Here is a 19,850-nt window from a genome sequence, read left to right as displayed (position 1 = left end):
CGCTGGACATCAGCGGCCTAGACTGGCCGGTGATGGATGACACCGTAACCGCAGAGACCGTCGGCGACCCTCGACGCGAGTTCGAGGAGCAGGCGATCCCTTTCATGGATCAGCTCTACGCCGCCGCGATGCGCATGACGCGCAACCCGGCCGACGCCGCCGACCTCGTGCAGGAGACGTTCGTGAAGGCGTACGGATCCTGGGCGACGTTCACCCAGGGCACGAATCTGAAGGCCTGGCTGTACCGCATCCTCACGAACACGTACATCAACATCTATCGCAAGCGGCAGCGCGAGCCTTACCAGGGCACGATCGACGAGCTCGAGGACTGGCAGCTCGGCGGCGCCGAGTCGACCACCGCGACGCACGGCCGTTCGGCCGAGGCGGAGGCGATCGACCGGATGCCGGCTTCGGTCGTCAAGGATGCTCTCCAGGCGGTTCCCGAGGACTTCCGACTCGCGGTGTACTTCGCCGACGTCGAGGGCTTCGCGTACCAGGAGATCGCCGACATCATGAAGACCCCCATCGGCACCGTGATGAGCCGCCTGCACCGTGGCAGGCGGATGCTGCGGGAGCTGCTGGCAGACTACGCCGCGGAGCGGGGCATCGCCGCGGCTGACACGAGGAGCACGAAATGAGCGACTGCGGCTGCGACAAGGCCCGTCAGGATCTGGAGGAGTACCTCCGCAACGAGGTGTGCAAGACCGAGCACACCGAGATCCGCGAGCATCTGGAGAACTGCGCATCCTGCCGGGACGAGGCCCTCGTCGCGACGACCCTCACCGAGGTCGTCGCCCGCGCCTGCAAGGAGACCGCTCCCGAGGAGCTGCGCGACCAGGTGTTCGCCCGGCTCCGCGAGGTCCAGGCCGCACAGCACTGATCCTCTGTCGGAGGGCGTCGGTAGTGTGGAACGATGACCACCCTCGACGCACGTGACGTACCCGCCGACCCCGGATCCACGGAACGGCTGCGCTCAGCCGGCCTGGAGTACCGCGTCGTCGATCTGACGGATGACGCCACCTCGACCGCCTTCCAGCGTGCTGCCGACCGGGGCTTCCTCGGAGCCGAGCCGAACGCCGATGCGCTCGCGCACGCGCGCACCACTTTCGAGGCCCGTCGCAACATCGGCGTCTACGAGGCGGGCGCCGAATCGGGCGCGTTCCCGGTCGCGACCACCAACGCCTGGGTGACCCCGCTCACCCTCCCGGGTGGCGGCAGCATCGGTATGTGGGCGATCAGCATGGTCACGGTCTCCGGCACCCATCGACGCCGCGGCATCGCGCGCTCCCTCCTCGAGGGCGAACTGCGCGCTGCGGCATCCGCCGGCGTGCCCATCGCCGGTCTCACGGCATCCGAGGCGACGATCTACGGGCGCTACGGCTTCGGCTCCGCCATCCCCGTCGCGCGCTACGCCATCGACGGCCGCCGCGCCGGATGGGGTGGTCCGACACCTCCCGGACGCGTCGAGTACGTGGATCGCGAGACGCTCTCCGCCGAGCTCGGCCGGGTGCATGATCGCACCCGCCGGCTCGTGCCCGGCCGTATCGAGGGCTGGCAGGGGCGGTGGGAGGGTCTGTCCGGAGCCCATGTCTCCGTGACAGAGCGCGACAAGGTGCGCGGCGTGCACTACCTCGACGAATCCGGCGAGGTGCGCGGCGTCGTCGCCTACACGGTGAACGAGAAGGGCGATTCGTTCCGCTTCGGACTCGATGTGCGACTGCTCGTCGCAGAGACGCCCGACGCCCTCGCCGCCCTGTGGAGATTCATCGTGCAGCACGATCTCGTCGACGAGGTCACTGCCGATCTCCGCCCACTGGATGACCCGCTGCCCTGGCTGGTCGCCGATCAGCGCGCCGTGGAGCAGGTCGTGCACGATCACGGCTGGCTGCGCATCCTTGACGTTCCCGCCGCACTCTCCGCACGCACGTACTCCGGGCCTCTCGATGTGGTCCTCCGCATCGAAGACCCGCTCGGATTCGCTGCGGGGGAATGGCGGGTGAAGGTCGATGCCGAGGGCACGGCGACCGTCGACAACGCAGCAGGGCGATCCGTCGATGCCACGATCGGCGTCTCCGCGCTGTCGTCGCTGTTCGTCGGTGGCGTGCGTGCGGGGACCCTGCGTGCTGCGGGTCTGATCGATGCAGACGACGACGCCATCGCGGTGCTCGATCGCGCCTTCGCCGCCTACCCGGCTCCCTCCCTCGACATCTGGTACTGAGCACGGCGTCCAGACCCCCGGACGAAAGAGAAGGAGCCCCGACCGTGAGGTCGGGGCTCCTTCTGTCGTCTGAGCCGTCGTATGAGGCCGTGTCAGCCGAGGGTGAGAGCCTCACGCAGCAGCTTCGCCTGCTCGGCGGCGTGCACCTTCGAGGATCCGGTCGCCGGCGACGCCGAAGCCGCGCGGGCGACGGGGCGGAAGGAGCGGTCTCCCGGAACATCGGCGAACGCGAGAGCCAGGAACGGCCACGCGCCCTGGTTCTCCGGCTCTTCCTGCACCCACACCAGCTCGGCGTTCGGGTACGAGTCGGTGATGGCCTTCAGCTCGGCGATCGGCGTCGGGTAGAGCTGCTCGAGGCGGACGAGCGCGACCTCGGGGTTCGGGTTCTTCTCGAGCTCGGCCCGAAGATCCCAGTGCACCTTGCCGGAGTGCACGAGCACGCGCCTGACCGCGTTGCGGTCGAGACCGCGGTGGTCGTCGATCACGGGCTCGAAGCGGCCCTGCGTGAAGTCCTCGACCGGGCTGGTCGCGCCGCGCAGCCGCAGCATCGCCTTCGGGGTGAACACGATCAGAGGCTTGCGCGGACGGGCATAGGCCTGACGGCGCAGCAGGTGGAAGTACGACGCCGGGGTCGACGGGCGGGACACGATCATGTTGTCCTGCGCGCACAGCTGGAGGAAGCGCTCGATGCGGGCGGACGAGTGGTCCGGCCCCTGGCCCTCGTAGCCGTGCGGGAGCAGCAGCGTGACACTGGACTGCTGTCCCCACTTCTGCTCTGCCGCGGAGATGTACTCGTCGATGACCGACTGGGCGCCGTTGACGAAGTCGCCGAACTGCGCCTCCCACAGCACGAGAGCCTCGGGCGCCTCGACCGAATAGCCGTACTCGAAGCCGAGGGCCGCATACTCGCTGAGGAGGGAGTCGTAGATGAAGAAACGTCCCTGGGCGTCGGAGAGGTTCGACAGCGGCAGCCACTCCTGGCCGTTCGCCCGGTCGTGCAGGGTCGCATGACGCTGCACGAACGTTCCGCGACGGGCATCCTGCCCGGCGAAGCGCACCGGCGTGCCCTCGACGAGCAGTGACCCGAACGCCAGCAGTTCGCCGAAGCCCCAGTCGATGCCGCCGTTGCGGCTCATGTCGAGCCGCTTGTCGAGCAGCTGCTGGATCTTCGGGTGCACCGTGAAGCCCTCGGGCTTGTTCACGAAGGCATCGCCGATGAGCTGGATGACCTCACCCGGAACACCGGTGACGTCGGGGGCGCCGGTCTGCTCCTCGACCGGGAGGTCGGGCGCGAGCGGCATCGCTCCGGTCTCGGCCGCATGCGTCTCGGCGAAAGCGATCTCCAGACGATTCTGGAAGTCGGCCTTCGCCTCGTCGTACTCCTGCTCGGTGATGTCACCGCGGCCGACGAGGGACTCGGTGTAGAGCTTGCGGACCGAGCGCTTCGCCTGGATGAGGTCGGTCATCAGCGGCTGCGTCATCGAAGGGTCGTCGCCCTCGTTGTGACCGCGTCGGCGGTAGCAGACGAGGTCGATGACGACGTCGCGGTGGAAGCGCTCGCGGTACTCGAACGCCAGCTGCGCGACGTGGATGACACCCTCGGGGTCGTCGCCGTTCACGTGGAACACCGGCGCCTGGATCGTCTTGGCGACGTCGGTGGCGTAGACCGAGGTGCGTCCGTCGTTCGTCGAGGTCGTGAAGCCGACCTGGTTGTTGACGACGACGTGGATCGTTCCGCCCGTGCGGTAGCCGCGCAGCTGCGACATCTGCAGAGTCTCGACCACGACGCCCTGACCCGCGAAGGCCGCGTCGCCGTGCACGAGGATCGGCAGCCAGGCGAAGGTGCCGATGGGCTTGCGGTCCTGCTTGGCGCGGACGATGCCCTCGAGGACACCGTCGACCGTCTCGAGGTGCGAGGGGTTGGCGGCGAGGTAGACGGGGAGCTCGGAGCCGTCGTCGGCGACGAACGTGCCCTCGGTGCCCAGGTGGTACTTCACGTCACCGGATCCGCGCTGGTTGCCCGGCGTCTGGGTGCCCTCGAACTCGCGGAACACCTGACCGTACGTCTTGCCCGCGATGTTGGTCAGCACGTTCAGGCGGCCGCGGTGGGCCATGCCGATCGCGGCGCCCTCGAGCCCGGCGGTCGCCGCACCCTGCAGGACCTCGTCGAGCAGCGGGATGAGCGATTCGCCGCCCTCGAGCGAGAAGCGCTTCTGGCCGACGAACTTCGTCTGCAGGAAGGTCTCGAATGCCTCGGCCTCGTTGAGCTTGCGCAGGACACGCAGCTGCTCGTCGTGGCCGGGCTTCTGGTACTTGACCTCGACCTTCTCCTGGAACCAGCGACGCTGCTCCGGGTCCTGGATGTGCATGTACTCGATGCCGAGCGTGCGGCAGTACGAGTCACGGAGCACACCGAGGATGTCGCGCAGCTTGGCGACGCGACGGCCGCCGAAGCCGCCGGTGACGAACTCGCGGTCGAGATCCCAGAAGGTGAGGCCGTGGCTCTCGATCTCGAGGTCGGGGTGCGAGCGCTGCACGTACTCGAGCGGGTCGATGTCGGCCATGAGGTGGCCGCGCACGCGGAACGAGTTGATGAGTTCCTGCACGCGCGACTGCTTGTCGACCCGCTCGGCGAGGTCGACCGCGATGTCGGGGTTCCAGCGGATCGGCGCGTAGGGGATGCGGAGCGCGGCGAAGAGGTCGTCGTAGAAGCCGCGCTGCCCGATGAGCAGCTCGTGCACCTTCTTGAGGAACTCGCCGGAGCCGGCACCCTGGATGACGCGGTGGTCATAGGTGCTGGTCAGCGTGATGGTCTTGCCGATGGCGAGCTCGTTGAGCGTCTTGTCGCTCGCGCCCTGGAACTCGGCCGGGTACTCGAGGGCGCCGGCGCCGATGATGCAGCCCTGGCCCTTCATCAGACGCGGCACGGAGTGCACGGTGCCGATGCCGCCCGGGTTGGTCAGTGAGACCGTCGTGCCCTGGAAGTCCGCAGCGGTCAGCTTGTTGTTGCGGGCGCGCGTGACGAGGTCTTCGTACGCGACCAGGTATTCGCTGAAGCTCATCGTGTCGGCGCGCTTGATGCTGGGCACCATGAGTGCGCGGGTGCCATCGGGCTTGGGCAGGTCGATCGCGATGCCGAGGTTGACATGGGCCGGGGCGACGACGGACGGCTTGCCGTCGATCTCGGCGTAGAACACGTTCTGGCTGCGGAACTCGTCGAGCGTGCGGATCAGCGCCCAGCCGATGAGGTGGGTGAAGCTGACCTTGCCGCCGCGCGTGCGGGCCATGTGGTTGTTGATGACGATGCGGTTGTCGATCAGCAGCTTCGCCGGGATCGTGCGCACGCTGGTGGCGGTCGGGACGGTCAGGGACTCGTCCATGTTCGCCGCGAGGGTCTTGGGCAGGCCGCGGAGCGGGGTGACCTTGTCCTCTTCGGCCGCGGCTTCGGCTTCCTTCGCCGTCGGCTTGGGCGCCTGGGCGGGGATGGGGGCAGCGGCTGCCGGCTTGGTGGTGGTGCGAGCGACGGGCTGCGAGCCGATCACCGGGATCGGGGCAGTGACCGGATGCGCGGGCTGTGCGGCGGAATCGGGGGATGCCGCCGATGCTGCTGCCGGTGCTGCCTCCGCTGCGGCGGATCCGGAGGTATCGGCGTGATACTTCTCGAGGACCGGCCACCACTCCTTGTCGACCGAGTCGCGGTTCTCCTTGAACTGCTCGTAGAGCTCTTCGACGAGCCAGGAATTGGCTCCGAACCCCCCGTCGCCCCCGACGCCGGTCACCTGGTTCGACACGCTGTATCGCCCTCTTTCATCGCTGAAGCACTTTGATGCAAGACGACGGGGCAGGATGCGCCCGGGTCCGCACACTCTCGACATCAAGCCTAACGTGTTTCGCCCCGGCAATCGTCGAAGCGGTGTGCCCAGGGTGCGGCGATCTGGGTACCGTGGAGACATGGACTTCTCAGGAGCGCAGCCGACAGTCGATCTGACCTATTCGGACGTGTTCCTCGTCCCGCGCAGATCCGCGGTCACCAGTCGGCTCCAGGTCGACCTCGCGCCGCAGGACGGCACTGCGGCCACCCTTCCGCTCGTCGCCTCGAACATGAACTCGGTGACGGGCCCGCGTCTGGCGGCGGTGCTCGCACGCCGCGGTGGTCTCGGCGTGCTCCCGCAGGACCTGCCGCTGCAGGACCTGGATGCCGCGATCCGCGACGTGAAGGCGCAGCCGGTGCTCTGGGACACCCCGATCGTCCTTCCGCCGGAGGCATCCGTCGCCGATGCGCTCCGCCTCCTGCCTCCCACCGCCGGGCACGGGATCGTGGTGGCGCGCGGAGGTGCGCCGATCGAGGTGGGCGAGGTGCTCGGCATCCTTCCCGCGACGAGGCTCGCAACCGCTCTTCCGGATGCCCAGCTGGGCGACCTCGTGCACTCCGGGGTGCCGTCGATCGATGCCGACGACATCGGCTCCGAGCGTCACGCGTTCGACGTCATCACCGATGCGGGCGTCGAGATGGTCACGGTCATCCACCACGGGCACCTCGTGGGCACTCTGAGCGCGCGCACCGCGCTGCGCTCGACGCTGTACCGTCCTGCCCTCGACGCCGACGGCCGTCTGGTGGTCGCGGCCGCCGTCGGCATCAACGGCGACGTGGCGGCCAAGGCGAAGGCGCTCGCCGGTGCGGGCGTCGACGTGCTGGTCGTCGACACGGCCCACGGCCACCAGGAGGGGATGCTCCGCGCGCTGCGCGCCGTCGCCGACCTCGACCTCGGTCTGCCGATCGTGGCGGGCAATATCGTCACCGCGGACGGGGTGCGCGACCTCGTCGAGGCCGGAGCGTCGATCCTCAAGGTCGGCGTCGGGCCCGGCGCGATGTGCACGACCCGCATGATGACCGCGGTCGGCCGGCCGCAGTTCTCCGCCGTGCTCGAGACGGCGCAGGCCGCGCGGGAGCTGGGAGCGCACGTCTGGGCCGACGGCGGCGTGCGGTACCCGCGCGACGTGGCGCTCGCGCTCGCCGCGGGCGCGGCATCCGTCATGGTCGGCTCCTGGTTCGCCGGCACGATCGAGGCGCCGGGGGAGCTGCAGCGCGATGCCGAGGGTCGCATCTTCAAGGAATCCTGGGGCATGGCGTCGACCAAAGCCGTCCAGGCGCGGTTCGGGCGCCTCGACGCGTACGAGCGCGCACGCAAGGAGCTCTTCGCCGAGGGCATCTCCTCGTCGAAGATCTACCTCGATCCGCTGCGCCCGGGACTGGAGGATCTTCTCGACATGATCACGTCGGGCGTCCGTTCGTCCTTCACCTACGCGGGCGCATCGTCCGTGCCGGAATTCCACGAGCGCGCCCTGGTCGGCCTGCAGTCGGCGGCCGGCTATGAAGAGGGCAAGGCGCTGCCGGTCAGCTGGTAGGGGCGGGAGTCGCACTCACGGACAGGTTCTGTAGAATCGTCCGCATAATGGACGACCCTCCCAGTTGCAGAACATCGCCCCACTGTCCGCCTCTCTCACCGGAGAGGAACCACTGATGGACTTCATCATGTTGGGCGTGGGGCTCCTGCTCACGGTCGGCACCGGCCTCTTCGTGGCGAGCGAGTTCGCTCTGGTCAATCTCGACCGCGCCGACCTCGAAGCCCGCCAGTCGCGAGGCGAATCCCGCCTCTCTCTGACGATCAGCGCCCTCCGGCACACGTCGACCCACCTCTCGTCCGCGCAGCTGGGCATCACGCTGACGACGCTCCTCACCGGTTACACGATGGAGCCCGCGCTGTCGAACCTGCTCCGGCCGACCTTCGTGGCCTGGAACATCCCCGAGGCGGCCGTCGCGCCGATCGCCACGGTCATCGCGATGCTGGTGGCCACCGTGGTGTCGATGATCCTCGGTGAACTCGTCCCGAAGAACTTCGCCCTCGCGCTTCCCCGGCAGACAGCCAAGCTCGTCATCCCGTTCCAGGTCGCGTTCACCGCGGTGTTCAAGCCGGCGATCATCGTGCTCAACGGCAGCGCGAACGGCGTTCTGCGGAGCATGGGCATCGAGCCGAAGGAGGAGCTCTCCGGTGCGCGCAGCGCCGAGGAGCTCTCCTCGCTGGTCCGCCGCTCCGCGAGTGCCGGACTGCTCGAGGCCGACACGGCGAGCCTGTTGGATCGCACACTGACCTTCTCGCGGCTCAGCGCCGCCGACGTGATGACGGCCCGTCCGAGCATGCACGCGCTCTCCGCGGGCGACTCCGCCGACGATGTCATCCAGCTCGCGCGCCGCACCGGCCACAGCCGGTTCCCGGTCTACGACGACGACCTCGACGACATCTCCGGCGTCGTGCACCTGAAGGCCGCGATCTCGGTGCCGCGCGAGCGTCGCGCCGAGGTTCCCGTCGGCGCCCTCGCGACCGATGCGCTCCGCGTTCCGGAGACGGTGCATGTCGACGGCCTCATCTCCGAGCTCCGTGCCCGCGGCTACCAGCTCGCCATCGTCGTGGACGAGTACGGCGGCACGGCAGGCCTCGTGACCCTGGAGGACCTCGTGGAGGAACTCGTCGGAGAGGTCTCCGACGAACATGACCGCACGCGGGCCGGCGTCATCCGCGGGCGGGACGGCGTGACGTTCCCGGGTGAGCTGCGACCGGACGAGCTGCGCAGTCGTGCCGGCGTCGTGGTGCCGGAGGGCGACGTCTACGACACGGTCGGCGGCTACGTCATGAGCGTGCTCGAGCGGGTGCCCTCGGTCGGAGACGAGGTGTCCGTCGACAGCGGCACGCTGCAGGTCGTGCGGATGGACGGGCGCCGCGTCGACCGCGTGCGCTACGTCCCGAGACCGCACGAACCAGGAGAGGAGGCCACCCGATGAACGATTGGGGAGGACTCGCCTGGCTGGTCGTGCTTCTCGTCGCGAACGCGTTCTTCGTCGGCGCCGAGTTCGCGGTGATCTCCGCGCGGCGCTCGCAGATCGAACCGCGTGCCGAAGGGGGTTCCCGCGCTGCCAAGACCGCGCTCTACGCGATGGAGCACGCGACCCTGATGCTCGCGACCTCGCAGCTCGGCATCACGATCTGCTCGCTGCTGATCCTGAACGTCTCCGAGCCGGCGATCCATCATCTTCTCGCCGTGCCCATGCACGCGGTCGGCTGGTCGGACGGCGTCGTCGACGTGGTGTCGTTCACCATCGCCCTGCTGATCGTCTCGTTCCTGCACGTCGTGTTCGGCGAGATGGTGCCGAAGAACCTCGCGTTCTCGGTGCCGGACCGGGCCGTGCTGCTCCTCGCGCCTCCGCTCGTGTGGGTGTCGAAGATCTTCATGCCGGTGATCTGGCTCCTGAACGCGGCCGCCAACGGGGTGCTGCGCCTGTTCCGGGTGGAGCCCAAGAACGAGGCCGCGTCGACCTTCACGCTCGAGGAGGTCGCCACCATCGTCGACCAGTCACGGCGTGAAGGCGTGCTGACCGACACCGCCGGAACCGTCGCGGCCGCCGTGGAGTTCACCGACAAGAAGGCGCGCGACGTCGCCGTTCCGCTCAGCGATCTCATCACGCTGCCGCAGTCGACGACGCCCGACGACATCGAGAAGGCGGTCGCCCGCTACGGCTTCTCGCGTTACGTGATCGTCGACGCGGATGCCGTGCCTGTCGGCTACGTCCACCTCAAGGACATCCTCCGGGCGTCGGACGGTCCGGACGCCGCCGAGAAGCTGGTGGAGCCCCTCCCGTCGAAGCGGATCCATCACATGGTGCCTGTGCAGGAGGACACCGATCTGGAGGACGCTCTCGCGCTCATGCGCCGGGCCGGCCGCCACCTGGCAAAGGTGCGCGACGCCGAGGGGCGGACGACCGCGGTGCTGTTCCTCGAGGACATCCTGGAGGAACTGGTCGGCGAGGTGCAGGACGCGACGCGTCGCATCCGCGGTCGCTGACCGGAGGCTCCCGCACGAGGAAGGCCGCCGCCCCGAAGAGGGACGGCGGCCTTCGTCGTGTTCGGCGGGGATCAGTGCCAGCGCGCGCGGTCGTACTGCGGCGGCCAGGCGACGTCGGATCCGAGCTCGTGCGCCGCACGGAGGGCGAAGTGCGGGTCGCGCAGCCATTCGCGTCCGGCGAAGATCGCGTCGGCCGCGCCGTCTGCGAGCACCTGCTCCGCCTGCGCCGCGGCGGTGATGAGCCCGACCGCCGAGACGGGGATGCGGCCGCCCTGGCGGACGGTCTCGGCCAGCGGGACCTGGTAGCCGGGGAAGACGTCGAGCTGCTGATGGGCGACGAGCCCGCCGCTGGACACGTCGATGAAGTCGGCGCCGTGCTCGGACGCCCAGTCTCCGACGACCGCGGCCTCGTCGGAGGTGAAGCCGCCTTCGGCGTGGTCGGTCGCCGAGATCCGCACGAACAGCGGAACGTCCTCGCCGACTTCGGCGCGAACCGCATCGACCACCTGGAGGAGCAGTCGCGCCCGGTTCTCGAGTGCTCCGCCGTACTCGTCTTCGCGCAGGTTCGACAGCGGCGAGAGGAACTGGTGCAGCAGGTACCCGTGGGCCCCGTGCAGTTCGAGCACGTCGAATCCTGCGTCCACGGCGCGCCGCGCGGCCGCGGCGAACGCGTGCACGACCTCGTCGATCCCGGCGGCATCCAGCGCGCGCGGGGCGGCGAAGCCGTCGTAGGCGACCGCCGACGGTGCCGTCGTCGTCCATCCGCCGTCCTGCGCGGGCACGGAGCCGCGCGCGTGAGCCCACGGCCACCAGGTCGACGCCTTGCGTCCGGCGTGTGCGAGCTGGATGCCGGCGACGGCCCCGCGGTCGTGGATCGCCTGCACGATCGGCGCCCACGTGTCGCGCTGCTCGTCGTTCCAGAGGCCCGCGTCGCGCGGCGAGATCCGTCCCTCGGGGAGCACCGCGGTCGCCTCCGCGACGATGAGCCCCGCGCCGCCGGAGGCGAACTGGGCCAGGTGCGTGTGGTGCCATTCCTGCACCACGCCGTCGACGGCGCTGTACATGCACATCGGCGACACCCAGAGCCGGTTGCGGAACGTGACGGAACGGATGGTCAGAGGAGAGAAGAGAAAGCTCACCGTACGACGTTACGCCCGCGCGGGTGCACCGAGGGGCGTCCCGCTAACGTGGAGTCATGGTCGAGGTGCGCGAATGGTCACGGGGCGACACCGCACGGTTCTTCCGCGCTCCCGCACCGGACGATGACAAGTACTCCCGCGGCGTCGTCGCCCTGCGCACCGGGTCGCCCGCGTACCCCGGCGCGGCAGTGCTCGGCGTCGAGGCGGCATGGCGCGCCGGGGCGGGCTTCGTGCGTTTCGTCGGAGCACAGCGGGTGGCGGATGCCGTGCTCGCCCGTCGCCCGGAGACCGTCGCAGGCCCGGACGCCGGCGGCACGCGCGCGGACGTCTGGGTGATCGGCTCCGGAACGGACCCGGGGGAGCGCAGCGACGCGGAGACCCTGGCGCTGCGCGACATCCTCTCGGGGTCGGCGACGGTGATCATCGACGCCGGAGCACTGGATCTCGCACCGGGCACGCGCGCTCCGTTCGTCGTGACGCCGCACGCCAGGGAGTTCGCGAAGCTGAGCGACCGCCTGCGCGTCGTCTCCGAGGACGACGGACGTGCAGAGGCCGCGGCGCAGATCGCGGCGAAGATCGGCGGCACGGTGCTGCTCAAGGGCGCCCGCACGCTGATCGCCGACCCCGCGGGAACCGTCCACGTCGTGGAAGCGGGCACCGGGTGGCTGTCGACGGCAGGGACCGGCGACGTGCTCGCCGGCGTGCTCGGCGCGGTGGCCGCAGCGAACCCGGGGGAGTCCTTGGCCGAGGTCGCGGCCGCCGGCGCGTGGCTGCACGGCCACGCCGCCCGGATCGCGGCCGGTGTGCTCGACGGCGCCCCCGGGCATCCGATCGTGGCGATGGACGTCGCCGACGCCCTTCCGCTCGCGATCGCGGACGTCCTGGCGTGAGTCGGATCCGGACGACCCGCCTGGTCGCGCTCTGGAGCGTCTTCCTGCTCGTGCATCTCGTCACGGCCGCCGTGGGGTGGGTGTACCCGAGTCAGCCCATGGGCGACGTCGTCCTCGTCTACGAGCCCTGGGCGTCGGCGGCCCTCGGAGGCGGGCCGATCGTCGGTGTCACCGAGTCCTGGGTGTACCCGCAGCTCGCCCTCGTGCCGATGCTGCTCGCCAAGGGGCTGTCCATGCCTCTCGTGCCTCTGATGGGGGTGTCCGGCGCCTACCTCGTCGCCTGGGCGCTCCTCGTCACGGCCCTGGATGCGGTCGCGTTCGCCGTGCTGGTCGGACGCGCGCCCTCGCGTCCGCGCCGCGTCGCCGCCTGGTTCTGGTGCGCGGCCCTGCTGCTGCTCGGGCCCATCGCGATCTACCGCATCGACGCGGTCACCGTCCCGCTCGCCGTTATCGGCGGGCTCTGGCTCGCGTCGCGGCCCGTCGTCGCAGCCGCGCTGCTGACGGTCGGCGCCTGGATCAAGATCTGGCCCGGCGCTCTGCTGCTGGCCGCCGTTGTGGCGGGTCGCGCACGGATCCGGATGCTGCTCGCCGCCGCAGCGGTCACCGCCGCTGTCGTCGTGGTGCTGCTCCTGCTCGGAGCCGATACGGAGATCTTCGGCTTCCTCACCGAGCAGACCGGGCGCGGCCTGCAGATCGAGGCCGTGGCCGCGACGCCCTTCCTCTGGCTCGCCGTCGCCGGCGCCGCGCGGATCGAGTACAGCTTCGAGATCCTCACGTTCCAGATCACCGGCGTCGGGACGGATGCCGTCACGGCGGTCCTGATGCCGCTGATGGTGCTGGCCGCGCTCGCGGTCACGGCGATCGGCGCCATGAAGACAGTGCGCGGAGCATCCTTCACACGGCTCTTCCCGCCGCTCGCCCTGACGCTCGTCGTCGTCCTGATCGTGACCAACAAGGTCGGCTCGCCGCAGTTCCAGACCTGGCTGATGGCGCCGGTGATCCTCTGGATCGCCTTGGACGGTCTCAGAGCCCGGGTGCCCGCGGTGCTCGTGCTCACCCTGTGCGCGCTGACGTGCCTCGTCTATCCGCTGAGCTATGACGCGCTGCTGCGCGCGGAGCTGCTGCCGGTGCTCGTCCTCACGCTGCGCAACGTGCTGCTGCTCGTCCTCCTCGCCGTCGGCATCCGCGCCGTCGTGCGGGTCCCCGTGAAGCGTCCGTCCAAAATCAGGGAGTGAACATGCTGATCGCCTTCTCCGTCGCCCCGAGCGGCACCCCCGCCGATGGGGCCGCGCGCTCCGACGACTCCGTGCACGATGCGGTGGCCGCGGCCGTGCGCGTCGTGCGGGAGTCCGGGCTGCCTCACCGCACCACGAGCATGTTCACCGAGATCGAAGGCCCCGACTGGGACACGGTGATGGATGTCGTCAAGCGCGCGACCGAAGCGGTGATGCCGTTCGGCTCGCGCGTCTCGCTCGTGCTCAAGGCCGACATCCGTCCCGGGTACTCGGGCGAGCTCGACGCGAAGATCGAGCGGCTGGAGGCGGCGATCGACGAGACGGATGCCTGACCGTCACGCTCACGCGGAGGTGAGTCTCCGCCCCGCAGTGGCCGCGGATCTGGAGTGGCTCGCCGATCTTCGCGCGATCGTGCTCCGCGACGACCTGGAGCGTCTCGGGCGCTACGACGACGTCCGCGTGCGGCAGCGGCTCCGCGATGCCTATGATCCCTCGGTCACCCGGATCATCGTCGTGGACACGGAGGACGTCGGTTCGATCGCCATCCGCCGCCAGGACGACACGCACTGGCTCGAGCATTTCTATCTGGCTCGATCGCATCAAGGACACGGCATCGGCGGGCGCATCCTCCGCGTGGCCCTGCAGGGCCACGTGCACTATCGGCTCAACGTGCTGCAGGGGAGTGCCGCACGGCGCCTCTATGAGCGTCACGGCTTCGTCGTCGAGCGGGAGGACGAGGTCGATGTCTTCATGATTCTCGACCGGACGAGCGGATCGACGCTCCGCGGACCGCTAAGCTGAACCGGTGAATCCCTCGACTGAATCGAGGGGTGCGGCGAAGAGGGCGCTCCTCTCCCTCGCCATCGGCAGTTTCGGCATCGGCATGACCGAGTTCGTCGTCATGGGCCTGCTGCCCGACATCGCCGGCGACCTGCTGCCCACCCTCTGGTCCTCCAGTCCGGAGGATGCGCTGAGCCAGGCCGGCTGGCTGATCTCCCTGTACGCGCTCGGCGTCGTCATCGGCGCGCCGACCATCGCGGGCTTCGTCGCGCGGTTCCCCCGTCACCGGGTCATGATCGTGCTGGCGCTCGCCCTGACCGTGTTCAACGCGCTCACCGTCGTGCTGCCGACGTTCGAGCTCGTCGGTGCCTCACGCTTCCTCGCAGGCCTCCCGCACGGCGCGTACTTCGGCATCGGTGCGCTGGTCGCGGCCGACGTGATGGGTCCGGGCAACCGGGCGAAGGGCGTCGCGTTCATCCTCACGGGGCTCACGGTCGCCAACGTGGTGGGCGTGCCCCTCGGCACGTTCCTCGGACAGCAGTGGGGCTGGCGCGCGGCCTTCGCCGTCGTGGCCCTCGTCTTCGCACTGGCGACGCTGTGCATCGCCCTCTTCGTGCCCGCGCACCCCGGGTCGCCCGGACGCACCATGCGCCAGGAGCTCGGCGTCTTCCGCATCCCGCAGGTCTGGTTCACGCTCGGTGTGGGCGCCATCGGCTTCGGCGGGTTCTTCGCCGTCTACAGCTACATCGCCCCGGTCGTCACCGACGTCGCGGGGTCGCCGGAGTGGGCCGTGCCGATCGTGCTCGTGCTGATGGGCATCGGGATGACGGCGGGCAACCTGGTGGGCGGACACCTGGCCGACATCGATCTGCGTCGCACGCTGCTGATCGGCCTCGCCGTCATGGCCGGCGCGTTCGCCCTGACGGCGGTGCTGTCGTTCTGGATCGTGAGCCTCTGCCTGATGGTGCTCATCGTCGGCTTCGTCTCGTCGGTCCTCAGCCCGACCATCCAGACCCGGTTGATGGACGTCGCCGGCGACAACCAGTCGATCGCCGCGGCGATGAACCACTCGGCGCTCAACATCGGGAACAGTCTCGGTGCGTTCCTCGGCGGCGTCGTCATCGCCGTCGGCTGGGGATTCACGGCTCCCGCGTGGACCGGAGCCGTGCTCGCCGTGGCCGGCCTGCTCATCGCCCTGCTGTCGTTCCGGCTCGAAGCACGTCGGGCCGTCGTCCCGGACCTCGTCGCGCCGTAGAGTGTCGGGGTGACTTCTCCCGAAGACTCCCTGCCCGTCGCGGGAACGGCCGTGCTGTTGCGCTCCGCCGACATCGGCTTCGAGGTGCTGCTCATCCGTCGCCCCGATCGCGGATCCTTCGCCGGCGCCTGGGTGTTCCCCGGCGGCAAGGTCGAACCGGCCGATCGGCGGGTCGGTGAGTCGGAGAGCGACGATGCGCTGCGGGCCGGCATCCGTGAGACGCAGGAAGAGGTCGGCCTCACGATCGATGACCTGGTGCTCCTCTCGGAGTGGCGGCCGCCGGCCGAGGCGCCCACCCGCATCCGCACCTGGTTCTTCCTCGCGAAGGCTCCGGATCAGGTTCCCGTGCCGTCGGAAGATGAGGTGGCGGAGATCGCCTGGGTGACTCCCGCCGAGGCGCTCGCGCGCCATGCCGCTGGAGAGTGGACGCTGTTCCCTCCCACGTGGCTGACACTGCACCAGCTCTCCGCGTTCGTCGACGCCGAGGCGGCGCTGTCATCCGCAGGCGCGGCGCAGCTCTTCCAGACCCGCGTGCTCGACACCGCTGCGGGGCGGGCGTTCGCGTGGGAACAGGGGCGGCTGGAGGCCGGAGCGCTGCCCTGGCGGTTCGTGCCGAGCTGAGTCCCGCGGCTCAGCTGTCGAGCAGCTGCCGGAGGTGTGCGCCGACGGCCTCGGTCTCGATCAGGAAGCCGTCATGGCCGAAGTCGCTGGTGAGCACGACGGCCTCGCCGCCGACGACGTTCGGGATGCTCCGGGCGATGCGCTGCTGCCCGTCGACGGGGAACAGGCGGTCGCTGTCGATGCCGAGGACGAGGGTCTTGGCCGTGACGGCGCGCAGGGCCTCTTCGACGCCGCCGCGGTCGCGCCCGACGTCGTGCGAGTTCATCGCCTCGACGAGCGTGATGTAGCTGTTCGCGTCGAAGCGGCGGGTGAACTTGTTCCCGTGGAAGTCCAGATACGACTCGACCGCGAAACGTCCGCCATGTCCGAGCGGGGAGACGCCGGACTGCCACGAGCGCTGGAACCGCTGGTTGAGCTCGATCGGGCTGCGGTAGTTCAGCAGAGCCATCCGCCGGGCCAGGGCGAGGCCGCGATGCGGACCGTCCCCGTCGGCGAGGTCGTAGTACTCGCCGCCCTGGAAGCGCGGATCCATCCGGATCGCCTCCAGCTGCACCGTGTTGAGCGCGATCTGGTCGGCGGTCGTCACCGGGGGCGAGGAGAGCACGGCGAGTCGCTCGACGCGCTCCGGATGGGTGATCGCCCACTCCAGAGCGTGCATGCCGCCCATCGAGCCTCCGACGACGGCGGCCCACCGGTCGATTCCCAGCCCGTCGGCGAGGCGCACCTGCGCCGCCACCTGATCGCGGATCGTGAGGTAGGGGAAGCGGGAGGCCCATTCGTAGCCGGTGGGCGCCACGCTGGCCGGTCCCGTGGACCCCTGGCATCCGCCCAGCATGTTCGGCGCGATGACGAACCAGCGGTCGGTGTCGAGGGGCGCACCGGGTCCGGTGACGTCTTCCCACCAGCCGGCTGTCGCATGGCCGGCACCGGCCGCACCGCGCACATGGCTGTCGCCGGTGAGGGCATGCAGCACGAGGACGGCGTTGTCGCGGGCGTCGTTGAGCTCGCCCCACGTCTCGTAGGCGAGGCGGATGCCGGGGAGAACCGCACCGCTCTCGGTCGTGAAGGCGCCGAAACTCCCGAAGCGGCGACCGCCGACCGGGTCTCCGTCGCGCCAGGCGCCGGTCGCCGGAGGACGTGCTCGGAGCAGACGCACGTCCGCCTCCGTCACGGGCGCGGAGGGCACCGTGTCCTCGGAGGTCGTCTGCCAGTCCATGCTTCCATTCTCGCGTGGCGGGGCGCCTGCCCGGCGAACGTTACGGTGCCGGGTCGGATTCGCCGCCGCGCACGCTGACACTCGTCACGGTCGCGAGATGGTCGCTGTTGCCCGCGCGCTGCGTCGTGGAGCTCTGCACGTCGAGGCCGCGCACGAACACCTGGTCGATGCGCGCGAGGGGCAGGGCGGCAGGCCAGGTCATCCCGAGGGTGCCGTCGGTGGGCCGCACCCAGTCCATCTCGGAGCGGATGGCGCCGAGGGCCGGGTCTGCGGAGGCGGCGTTGAAGTCGCCGACAACGATGATCGCCGAGGCGGGATCGGATGCTGCCGCCTCGGCGATGCCGGACAGCATCGTGTCGCGGTCCTGCTGATGCCCCGGCCGCACGGAGGCGGCGTGCATGACGTAGACCGCGACGGCGGCATCCGGAGTCTGCACTTCCACCCGGAGCGCTCGTTTCCAGTCGAGTCCGAGAGTCAGCGGCTGGGCGTTCGCGATCGGGAAGCGGCTCCAGACGCCGACCGTCCCGATCGCGTACGAGTGCGGGTACTCCTCTGCGAGGGCGTCGCGAGCGGTCGTCAGGCTGTCGGCGTCGAGTTCGGTGAGAGCGATGACATCCGCACCGTCGTCCGCGAGCTCGGCCGCCGATGCCGCGGCGCCTCCGGAGTGCGCGCGCACGTTCTGGCTCACGATGGTCAGCGGCGCGGCATCCGCGGACGGCGCCGTTCCGAGCCCCGGGAGCGACGGGAAGATCGCGAGCGCCCAGACGAGCGCGGGGATCAGGACGACGAGCAGCACGCGGCGCGCGAGGAAGAGCGCGAGCACGGCGACGAGCGCGAGGGCTAGTCCGCACCAGGGCAGGATGGCGGCCGCGGCCGTTCCGACGAATCCGGGCACCCAGGTGCCGATGGCGAGAACCAGCAGGAGCAGAGCGGACACTGCGAGGACCCGTCCCGAGCGCGCGCGTGAGCGCCGCGACGCCGGTCGCGGGCTGGGCGGTCGTTGCTGGATGACGTCGATCGGAGGCTCCTCGGGCAGGACCCTCCATTCTGGCCGGGTCTGCTGTGCGATCCCCGTATGCAGCGGCGATACACGCAGAAGTGCCCCGAGCCACGGCCCGGGGCACTTCCTTCTCCGACGGGAGGTCAGGCGCGAGCAGCCTCCGACACGCGGCGCGCCGCGGCGAGAGCCTCGTCGAGGTCGGCCTTCAGGTCGTCGACGTTCTCGATGCCCACCGAGAGGCGGACCAGGCCCGGCGTGACGCCGGCCGTGAGCTGCTGCTCGGGGGTGAGCTGGGCGTGCGTGGTGGACGCCGGGTGGATGACGAGCGAGCGCACGTCGCCGATGTTGGCGAGGTGGCTGAACAGCGACAGGCTGTTGACGAACTCGCGACCGGCCTCCACGCCGCCCTTCAGCTCGAACGACAGCACGGCGCCGACGCCCTTGGGTGCGTACTCGTTCGCCTTGGCGTACCACGGCGAGGAGGGGAGGCCCGAGTAGTTGACCGTCGCGACGTCGTCACGGCTGTCGAGCCATTCGGCGATCTCCTGCGCGTTCTGCACGTGACGCTCGATGCGCAGAGACAGCGTCTCGACGCCCTGGATGAGGTTCCAGGCGCTCTGCGGTGCGATGGCCGAGCCGAGGTCGCGCAGCAGCTGCACGCGCGCCTTGATGATGTAGGCGAGCGGGTCGCCGACCGCAGCGGTGTAGCTCGCGCCGTGGTACGAGGGGTCCGGAACGGTGAGCCCCGGGAACTTGTCGACGTTCTTCGACCATTCGAACTTGCCGCCGTCGATGATCACGCCGCCGATGGTCGTGCCGTGGCCGCCGAGGAACTTCGTGACGGAGTGCACGACGATGTCGGCGCCGAACTCGAACGGACGGATCAGGTACGGCGTCGCGATCGTGTTGTCGACGATCAGCGGCACACCGTTCTCGTGCGCCACGTCGGCGACGGTGCGGATGTCGAGGATGTTGATCTGCGGGTTGCCGATGGTCTCCGCGAAGAAGAGCTTCGTGTTCGGGCGGACCGCGCGACGCCATTCCTCGGGGTCGTCCTGGTTCTCGACGAACGTGACCTCGATGCCGAGCTTCGCGAGCGTGTACTTGAAGAGGTTGTAGGTGCCGCCGTAGATCGAGCTGGAGGCCACGAAGTGGTCGCCGGCCTCGGCGATGTTCAGGACCGCGAAGGTCGAGGCGGCCTGCCCGCTGGCGAGGACCAGGGCGCCGGTGCCGCCCTCGAGCGCGGCGAGGCGCTGCTCGAGCACGTCCTGCGTCGGGTTCTGGATGCGCGTGTAGATGTTGCCGAACTCCGCGAGGGCGAAGAGGTTGGCGGCGTGGTCCGCGCTGTCGAAGACGTACGACGTGGTCTGGTAGATCGGCGTGGCGCGGGCCTTCGTGACCGGATCGGGTGCGGCACCCGAGTGGATCTGCTTGGTCTCGAAGCGCCAGGACTCGGGTGCGGACATGTGTTCCCCCTGGAAACGATTGAAGGCTGGATGGCGGATGCCGTTGCAGCGAGAGTACGGAATATCGCGCCGTGTCAACAGGGGATGGGAAATGTGACGTAACAGTGCCGGACCGCGAAATCCAGGGCGGACAT

Annotated in this window: 17 protein-coding genes; 12 read left to right on the top strand and 5 right to left on the bottom strand. The window is 69.7% G+C overall.

Features of this window, described 5'->3' with window-relative positions; all coding sequences use genetic code 11:
- The first annotated feature begins 32 nt into the window (after positions 1–32).
- From LC452_RS12485 to LC452_RS12475, 3 genes are read left to right on the top strand one after another with little or no spacing between them, the layout of a single operon-like run.
- A complete protein-coding gene (locus LC452_RS12485; protein ID WP_223625804.1) occupies positions 33–638 on the top strand; it encodes a sigma-70 family RNA polymerase sigma factor in 606 nt (201 codons plus the stop codon).
- On the top strand, positions 635–880 hold the full coding sequence (locus tag LC452_RS12480; RefSeq protein ID WP_136055097.1) for a zf-HC2 domain-containing protein: 246 nt from the start codon (positions 635–637) through the stop codon (positions 878–880). The genes LC452_RS12485 and LC452_RS12480 overlap by 4 nt, the downstream gene beginning before the upstream one ends.
- Positions 881–913: 33 nt before the next feature.
- Entirely contained in the window at positions 914–2,218 is a 1,305-nt protein-coding gene (locus LC452_RS12475; protein ID WP_223625801.1) for a GNAT family N-acetyltransferase, read from the top strand.
- A gap of 92 nt (positions 2,219–2,310) precedes the next feature.
- On the opposite strand, the gene LC452_RS12470 is transcribed toward LC452_RS12475, so the two are convergent.
- Positions 2,311–6,009 (bottom strand): multifunctional oxoglutarate decarboxylase/oxoglutarate dehydrogenase thiamine pyrophosphate-binding subunit/dihydrolipoyllysine-residue succinyltransferase subunit, encoded by a 3,699-nt coding sequence (locus LC452_RS12470; protein WP_223625798.1) that lies wholly within the window; start codon positions 6,007–6,009, stop codon positions 2,311–2,313.
- Between the two features lie 160 nt (positions 6,010–6,169).
- On the opposite strand from LC452_RS12470, the gene LC452_RS12465 reads away from it, so the two are divergent.
- The 3 genes from LC452_RS12465 (at position 6,170) to LC452_RS12455 (ending at position 10,114) form a co-directional block, all read left to right on the top strand.
- On the top strand, positions 6,170–7,624 hold the full coding sequence (locus tag LC452_RS12465; protein WP_223625795.1) for a GuaB1 family IMP dehydrogenase-related protein: 1,455 nt from the start codon (positions 6,170–6,172) through the stop codon (positions 7,622–7,624).
- Positions 7,625–7,739: 115 nt separating this feature from the next.
- On the top strand, positions 7,740–9,056 hold the full coding sequence (locus LC452_RS12460; RefSeq protein ID WP_223625793.1) for a hemolysin family protein: 1,317 nt from the start codon (positions 7,740–7,742) through the stop codon (positions 9,054–9,056).
- Positions 9,053–10,114, top strand: coding sequence for a hemolysin family protein (locus LC452_RS12455; RefSeq protein ID WP_223625790.1), 1,062 nt, complete (start codon positions 9,053–9,055; stop codon positions 10,112–10,114). The genes LC452_RS12460 and LC452_RS12455 overlap by 4 nt, the downstream gene beginning before the upstream one ends.
- Positions 10,115–10,185: 71 nt before the next feature.
- Here LC452_RS12455 and LC452_RS12450 read toward each other — a convergent pair whose 3' ends face one another.
- Complete coding sequence (locus tag LC452_RS12450; protein WP_223625787.1) at positions 10,186–11,253, bottom strand: NADH:flavin oxidoreductase/NADH oxidase; 1,068 nt, start codon at positions 11,251–11,253, stop codon at positions 10,186–10,188.
- Positions 11,254–11,309: 56 nt separating this feature from the next.
- On the opposite strand from LC452_RS12450, the gene LC452_RS12445 reads away from it, so the two are divergent.
- The 6 genes from LC452_RS12445 to LC452_RS12420 are packed head-to-tail and all read left to right on the top strand — an operon-like array spanning position 11,310 to position 16,034.
- On the top strand, positions 11,310–12,143 hold the full coding sequence (locus tag LC452_RS12445) for an ADP/ATP-dependent (S)-NAD(P)H-hydrate dehydratase (RefSeq protein ID WP_223625784.1): 834 nt from the start codon (positions 11,310–11,312) through the stop codon (positions 12,141–12,143).
- A complete protein-coding gene (locus tag LC452_RS12440) occupies positions 12,140–13,378 on the top strand; it encodes a hypothetical protein (protein WP_223625781.1) in 1,239 nt (412 codons plus the stop codon). The genes LC452_RS12445 and LC452_RS12440 overlap by 4 nt, the downstream gene beginning before the upstream one ends.
- Positions 13,379–13,380: 2 nt before the next feature.
- The gene (locus LC452_RS12435; RefSeq protein ID WP_223627648.1) at positions 13,381–13,710 is read left to right on the top strand and encodes a thiamine-binding protein; all 330 of its coding nucleotides are present in this window, start codon (positions 13,381–13,383) and stop codon (positions 13,708–13,710) included.
- Positions 13,703–14,179, top strand: coding sequence for a GNAT family N-acetyltransferase (locus LC452_RS12430; protein WP_223625780.1), 477 nt, complete (start codon positions 13,703–13,705; stop codon positions 14,177–14,179). The genes LC452_RS12435 and LC452_RS12430 overlap by 8 nt, the downstream gene beginning before the upstream one ends.
- Before the next feature lie 4 nt (positions 14,180–14,183).
- Entirely contained in the window at positions 14,184–15,413 is a 1,230-nt protein-coding gene (locus LC452_RS12425; RefSeq protein WP_223625777.1) for an MFS transporter, read from the top strand.
- A gap of 9 nt (positions 15,414–15,422) precedes the next feature.
- Positions 15,423–16,034, top strand: coding sequence for an NUDIX domain-containing protein (locus LC452_RS12420; protein ID WP_223625775.1), 612 nt, complete (start codon positions 15,423–15,425; stop codon positions 16,032–16,034).
- 10 nt (positions 16,035–16,044) lie between these two features.
- Here the strand turns inward: LC452_RS12420 and LC452_RS12415 are convergent, their stop codons facing one another.
- The 3 genes from LC452_RS12415 to LC452_RS12405 form a co-directional block, all read right to left on the bottom strand.
- The gene (locus LC452_RS12415) at positions 16,045–17,250 is read right to left on the bottom strand and encodes a homoserine O-acetyltransferase (protein WP_223625772.1); all 1,206 of its coding nucleotides are present in this window, start codon (positions 17,248–17,250) and stop codon (positions 16,045–16,047) included.
- Positions 17,251–17,290: 40 nt separating this feature from the next.
- On the bottom strand, positions 17,291–18,187 hold the full coding sequence (locus tag LC452_RS12410) for an endonuclease/exonuclease/phosphatase family protein (RefSeq protein ID WP_223625768.1): 897 nt from the start codon (positions 18,185–18,187) through the stop codon (positions 17,291–17,293).
- Positions 18,188–18,393: 206 nt separating this feature from the next.
- Positions 18,394–19,716: a bifunctional o-acetylhomoserine/o-acetylserine sulfhydrylase gene (locus tag LC452_RS12405; protein WP_223625765.1), complete on the bottom strand. Its 1,323-nt coding sequence runs from the start codon at positions 19,714–19,716 to the stop codon at positions 18,394–18,396.
- Between the last annotated feature and the right edge of the window lie 134 nt (positions 19,717–19,850).

It is taken from the genome of Microbacterium sp. EST19A (assembly GCF_019969685.1).
Classification (GTDB): Bacteria; Actinomycetota; Actinomycetes; order Actinomycetales; family Microbacteriaceae; genus Microbacterium.
Note: the sequence above shows the minus strand (reverse complement) of the source record. Positions and strands in the feature narration are given on the sequence as shown.

Bases quoted from the DNA above. Each gene is read 5' to 3' on its own strand.
- LC452_RS12460 (WP_223625793.1), top strand. From the start codon at position 7,740: ATGGACTTCATCATGTTGGGCGTGGGGCTCCTGCTCACGGTCGGCACC.
- LC452_RS12445 (WP_223625784.1), top strand. From the start codon at position 11,310: ATGGTCGAGGTGCGCGAATGGTCACGGGGCGACACCGCACGGTTCTTC.
- LC452_RS12475 (WP_223625801.1), top strand. From the start codon at position 914: ATGACCACCCTCGACGCACGTGACGTACCCGCCGACCCCGGATCCACG.
- LC452_RS12435 (WP_223627648.1), top strand. From the start codon at position 13,381: ATGCTGATCGCCTTCTCCGTCGCCCCGAGCGGCACCCCCGCCGATGGG.
- LC452_RS12415 (WP_223625772.1), bottom strand. From the start codon at position 17,250: ATGGACTGGCAGACGACCTCCGAGGACACGGTGCCCTCCGCGCCCGTG.
- LC452_RS12405 (WP_223625765.1), bottom strand. From the start codon at position 19,716: ATGTCCGCACCCGAGTCCTGGCGCTTCGAGACCAAGCAGATCCACTCG.
- LC452_RS12430 (WP_223625780.1), top strand. From the start codon at position 13,703: ATGCCTGACCGTCACGCTCACGCGGAGGTGAGTCTCCGCCCCGCAGTG.
- LC452_RS12485 (WP_223625804.1), top strand. From the start codon at position 33: ATGGATGACACCGTAACCGCAGAGACCGTCGGCGACCCTCGACGCGAG.
- LC452_RS12455 (WP_223625790.1), top strand. From the start codon at position 9,053: ATGAACGATTGGGGAGGACTCGCCTGGCTGGTCGTGCTTCTCGTCGCG.
- LC452_RS12480 (WP_136055097.1), top strand. From the start codon at position 635: ATGAGCGACTGCGGCTGCGACAAGGCCCGTCAGGATCTGGAGGAGTAC.
- LC452_RS12465 (WP_223625795.1), top strand. From the start codon at position 6,170: ATGGACTTCTCAGGAGCGCAGCCGACAGTCGATCTGACCTATTCGGAC.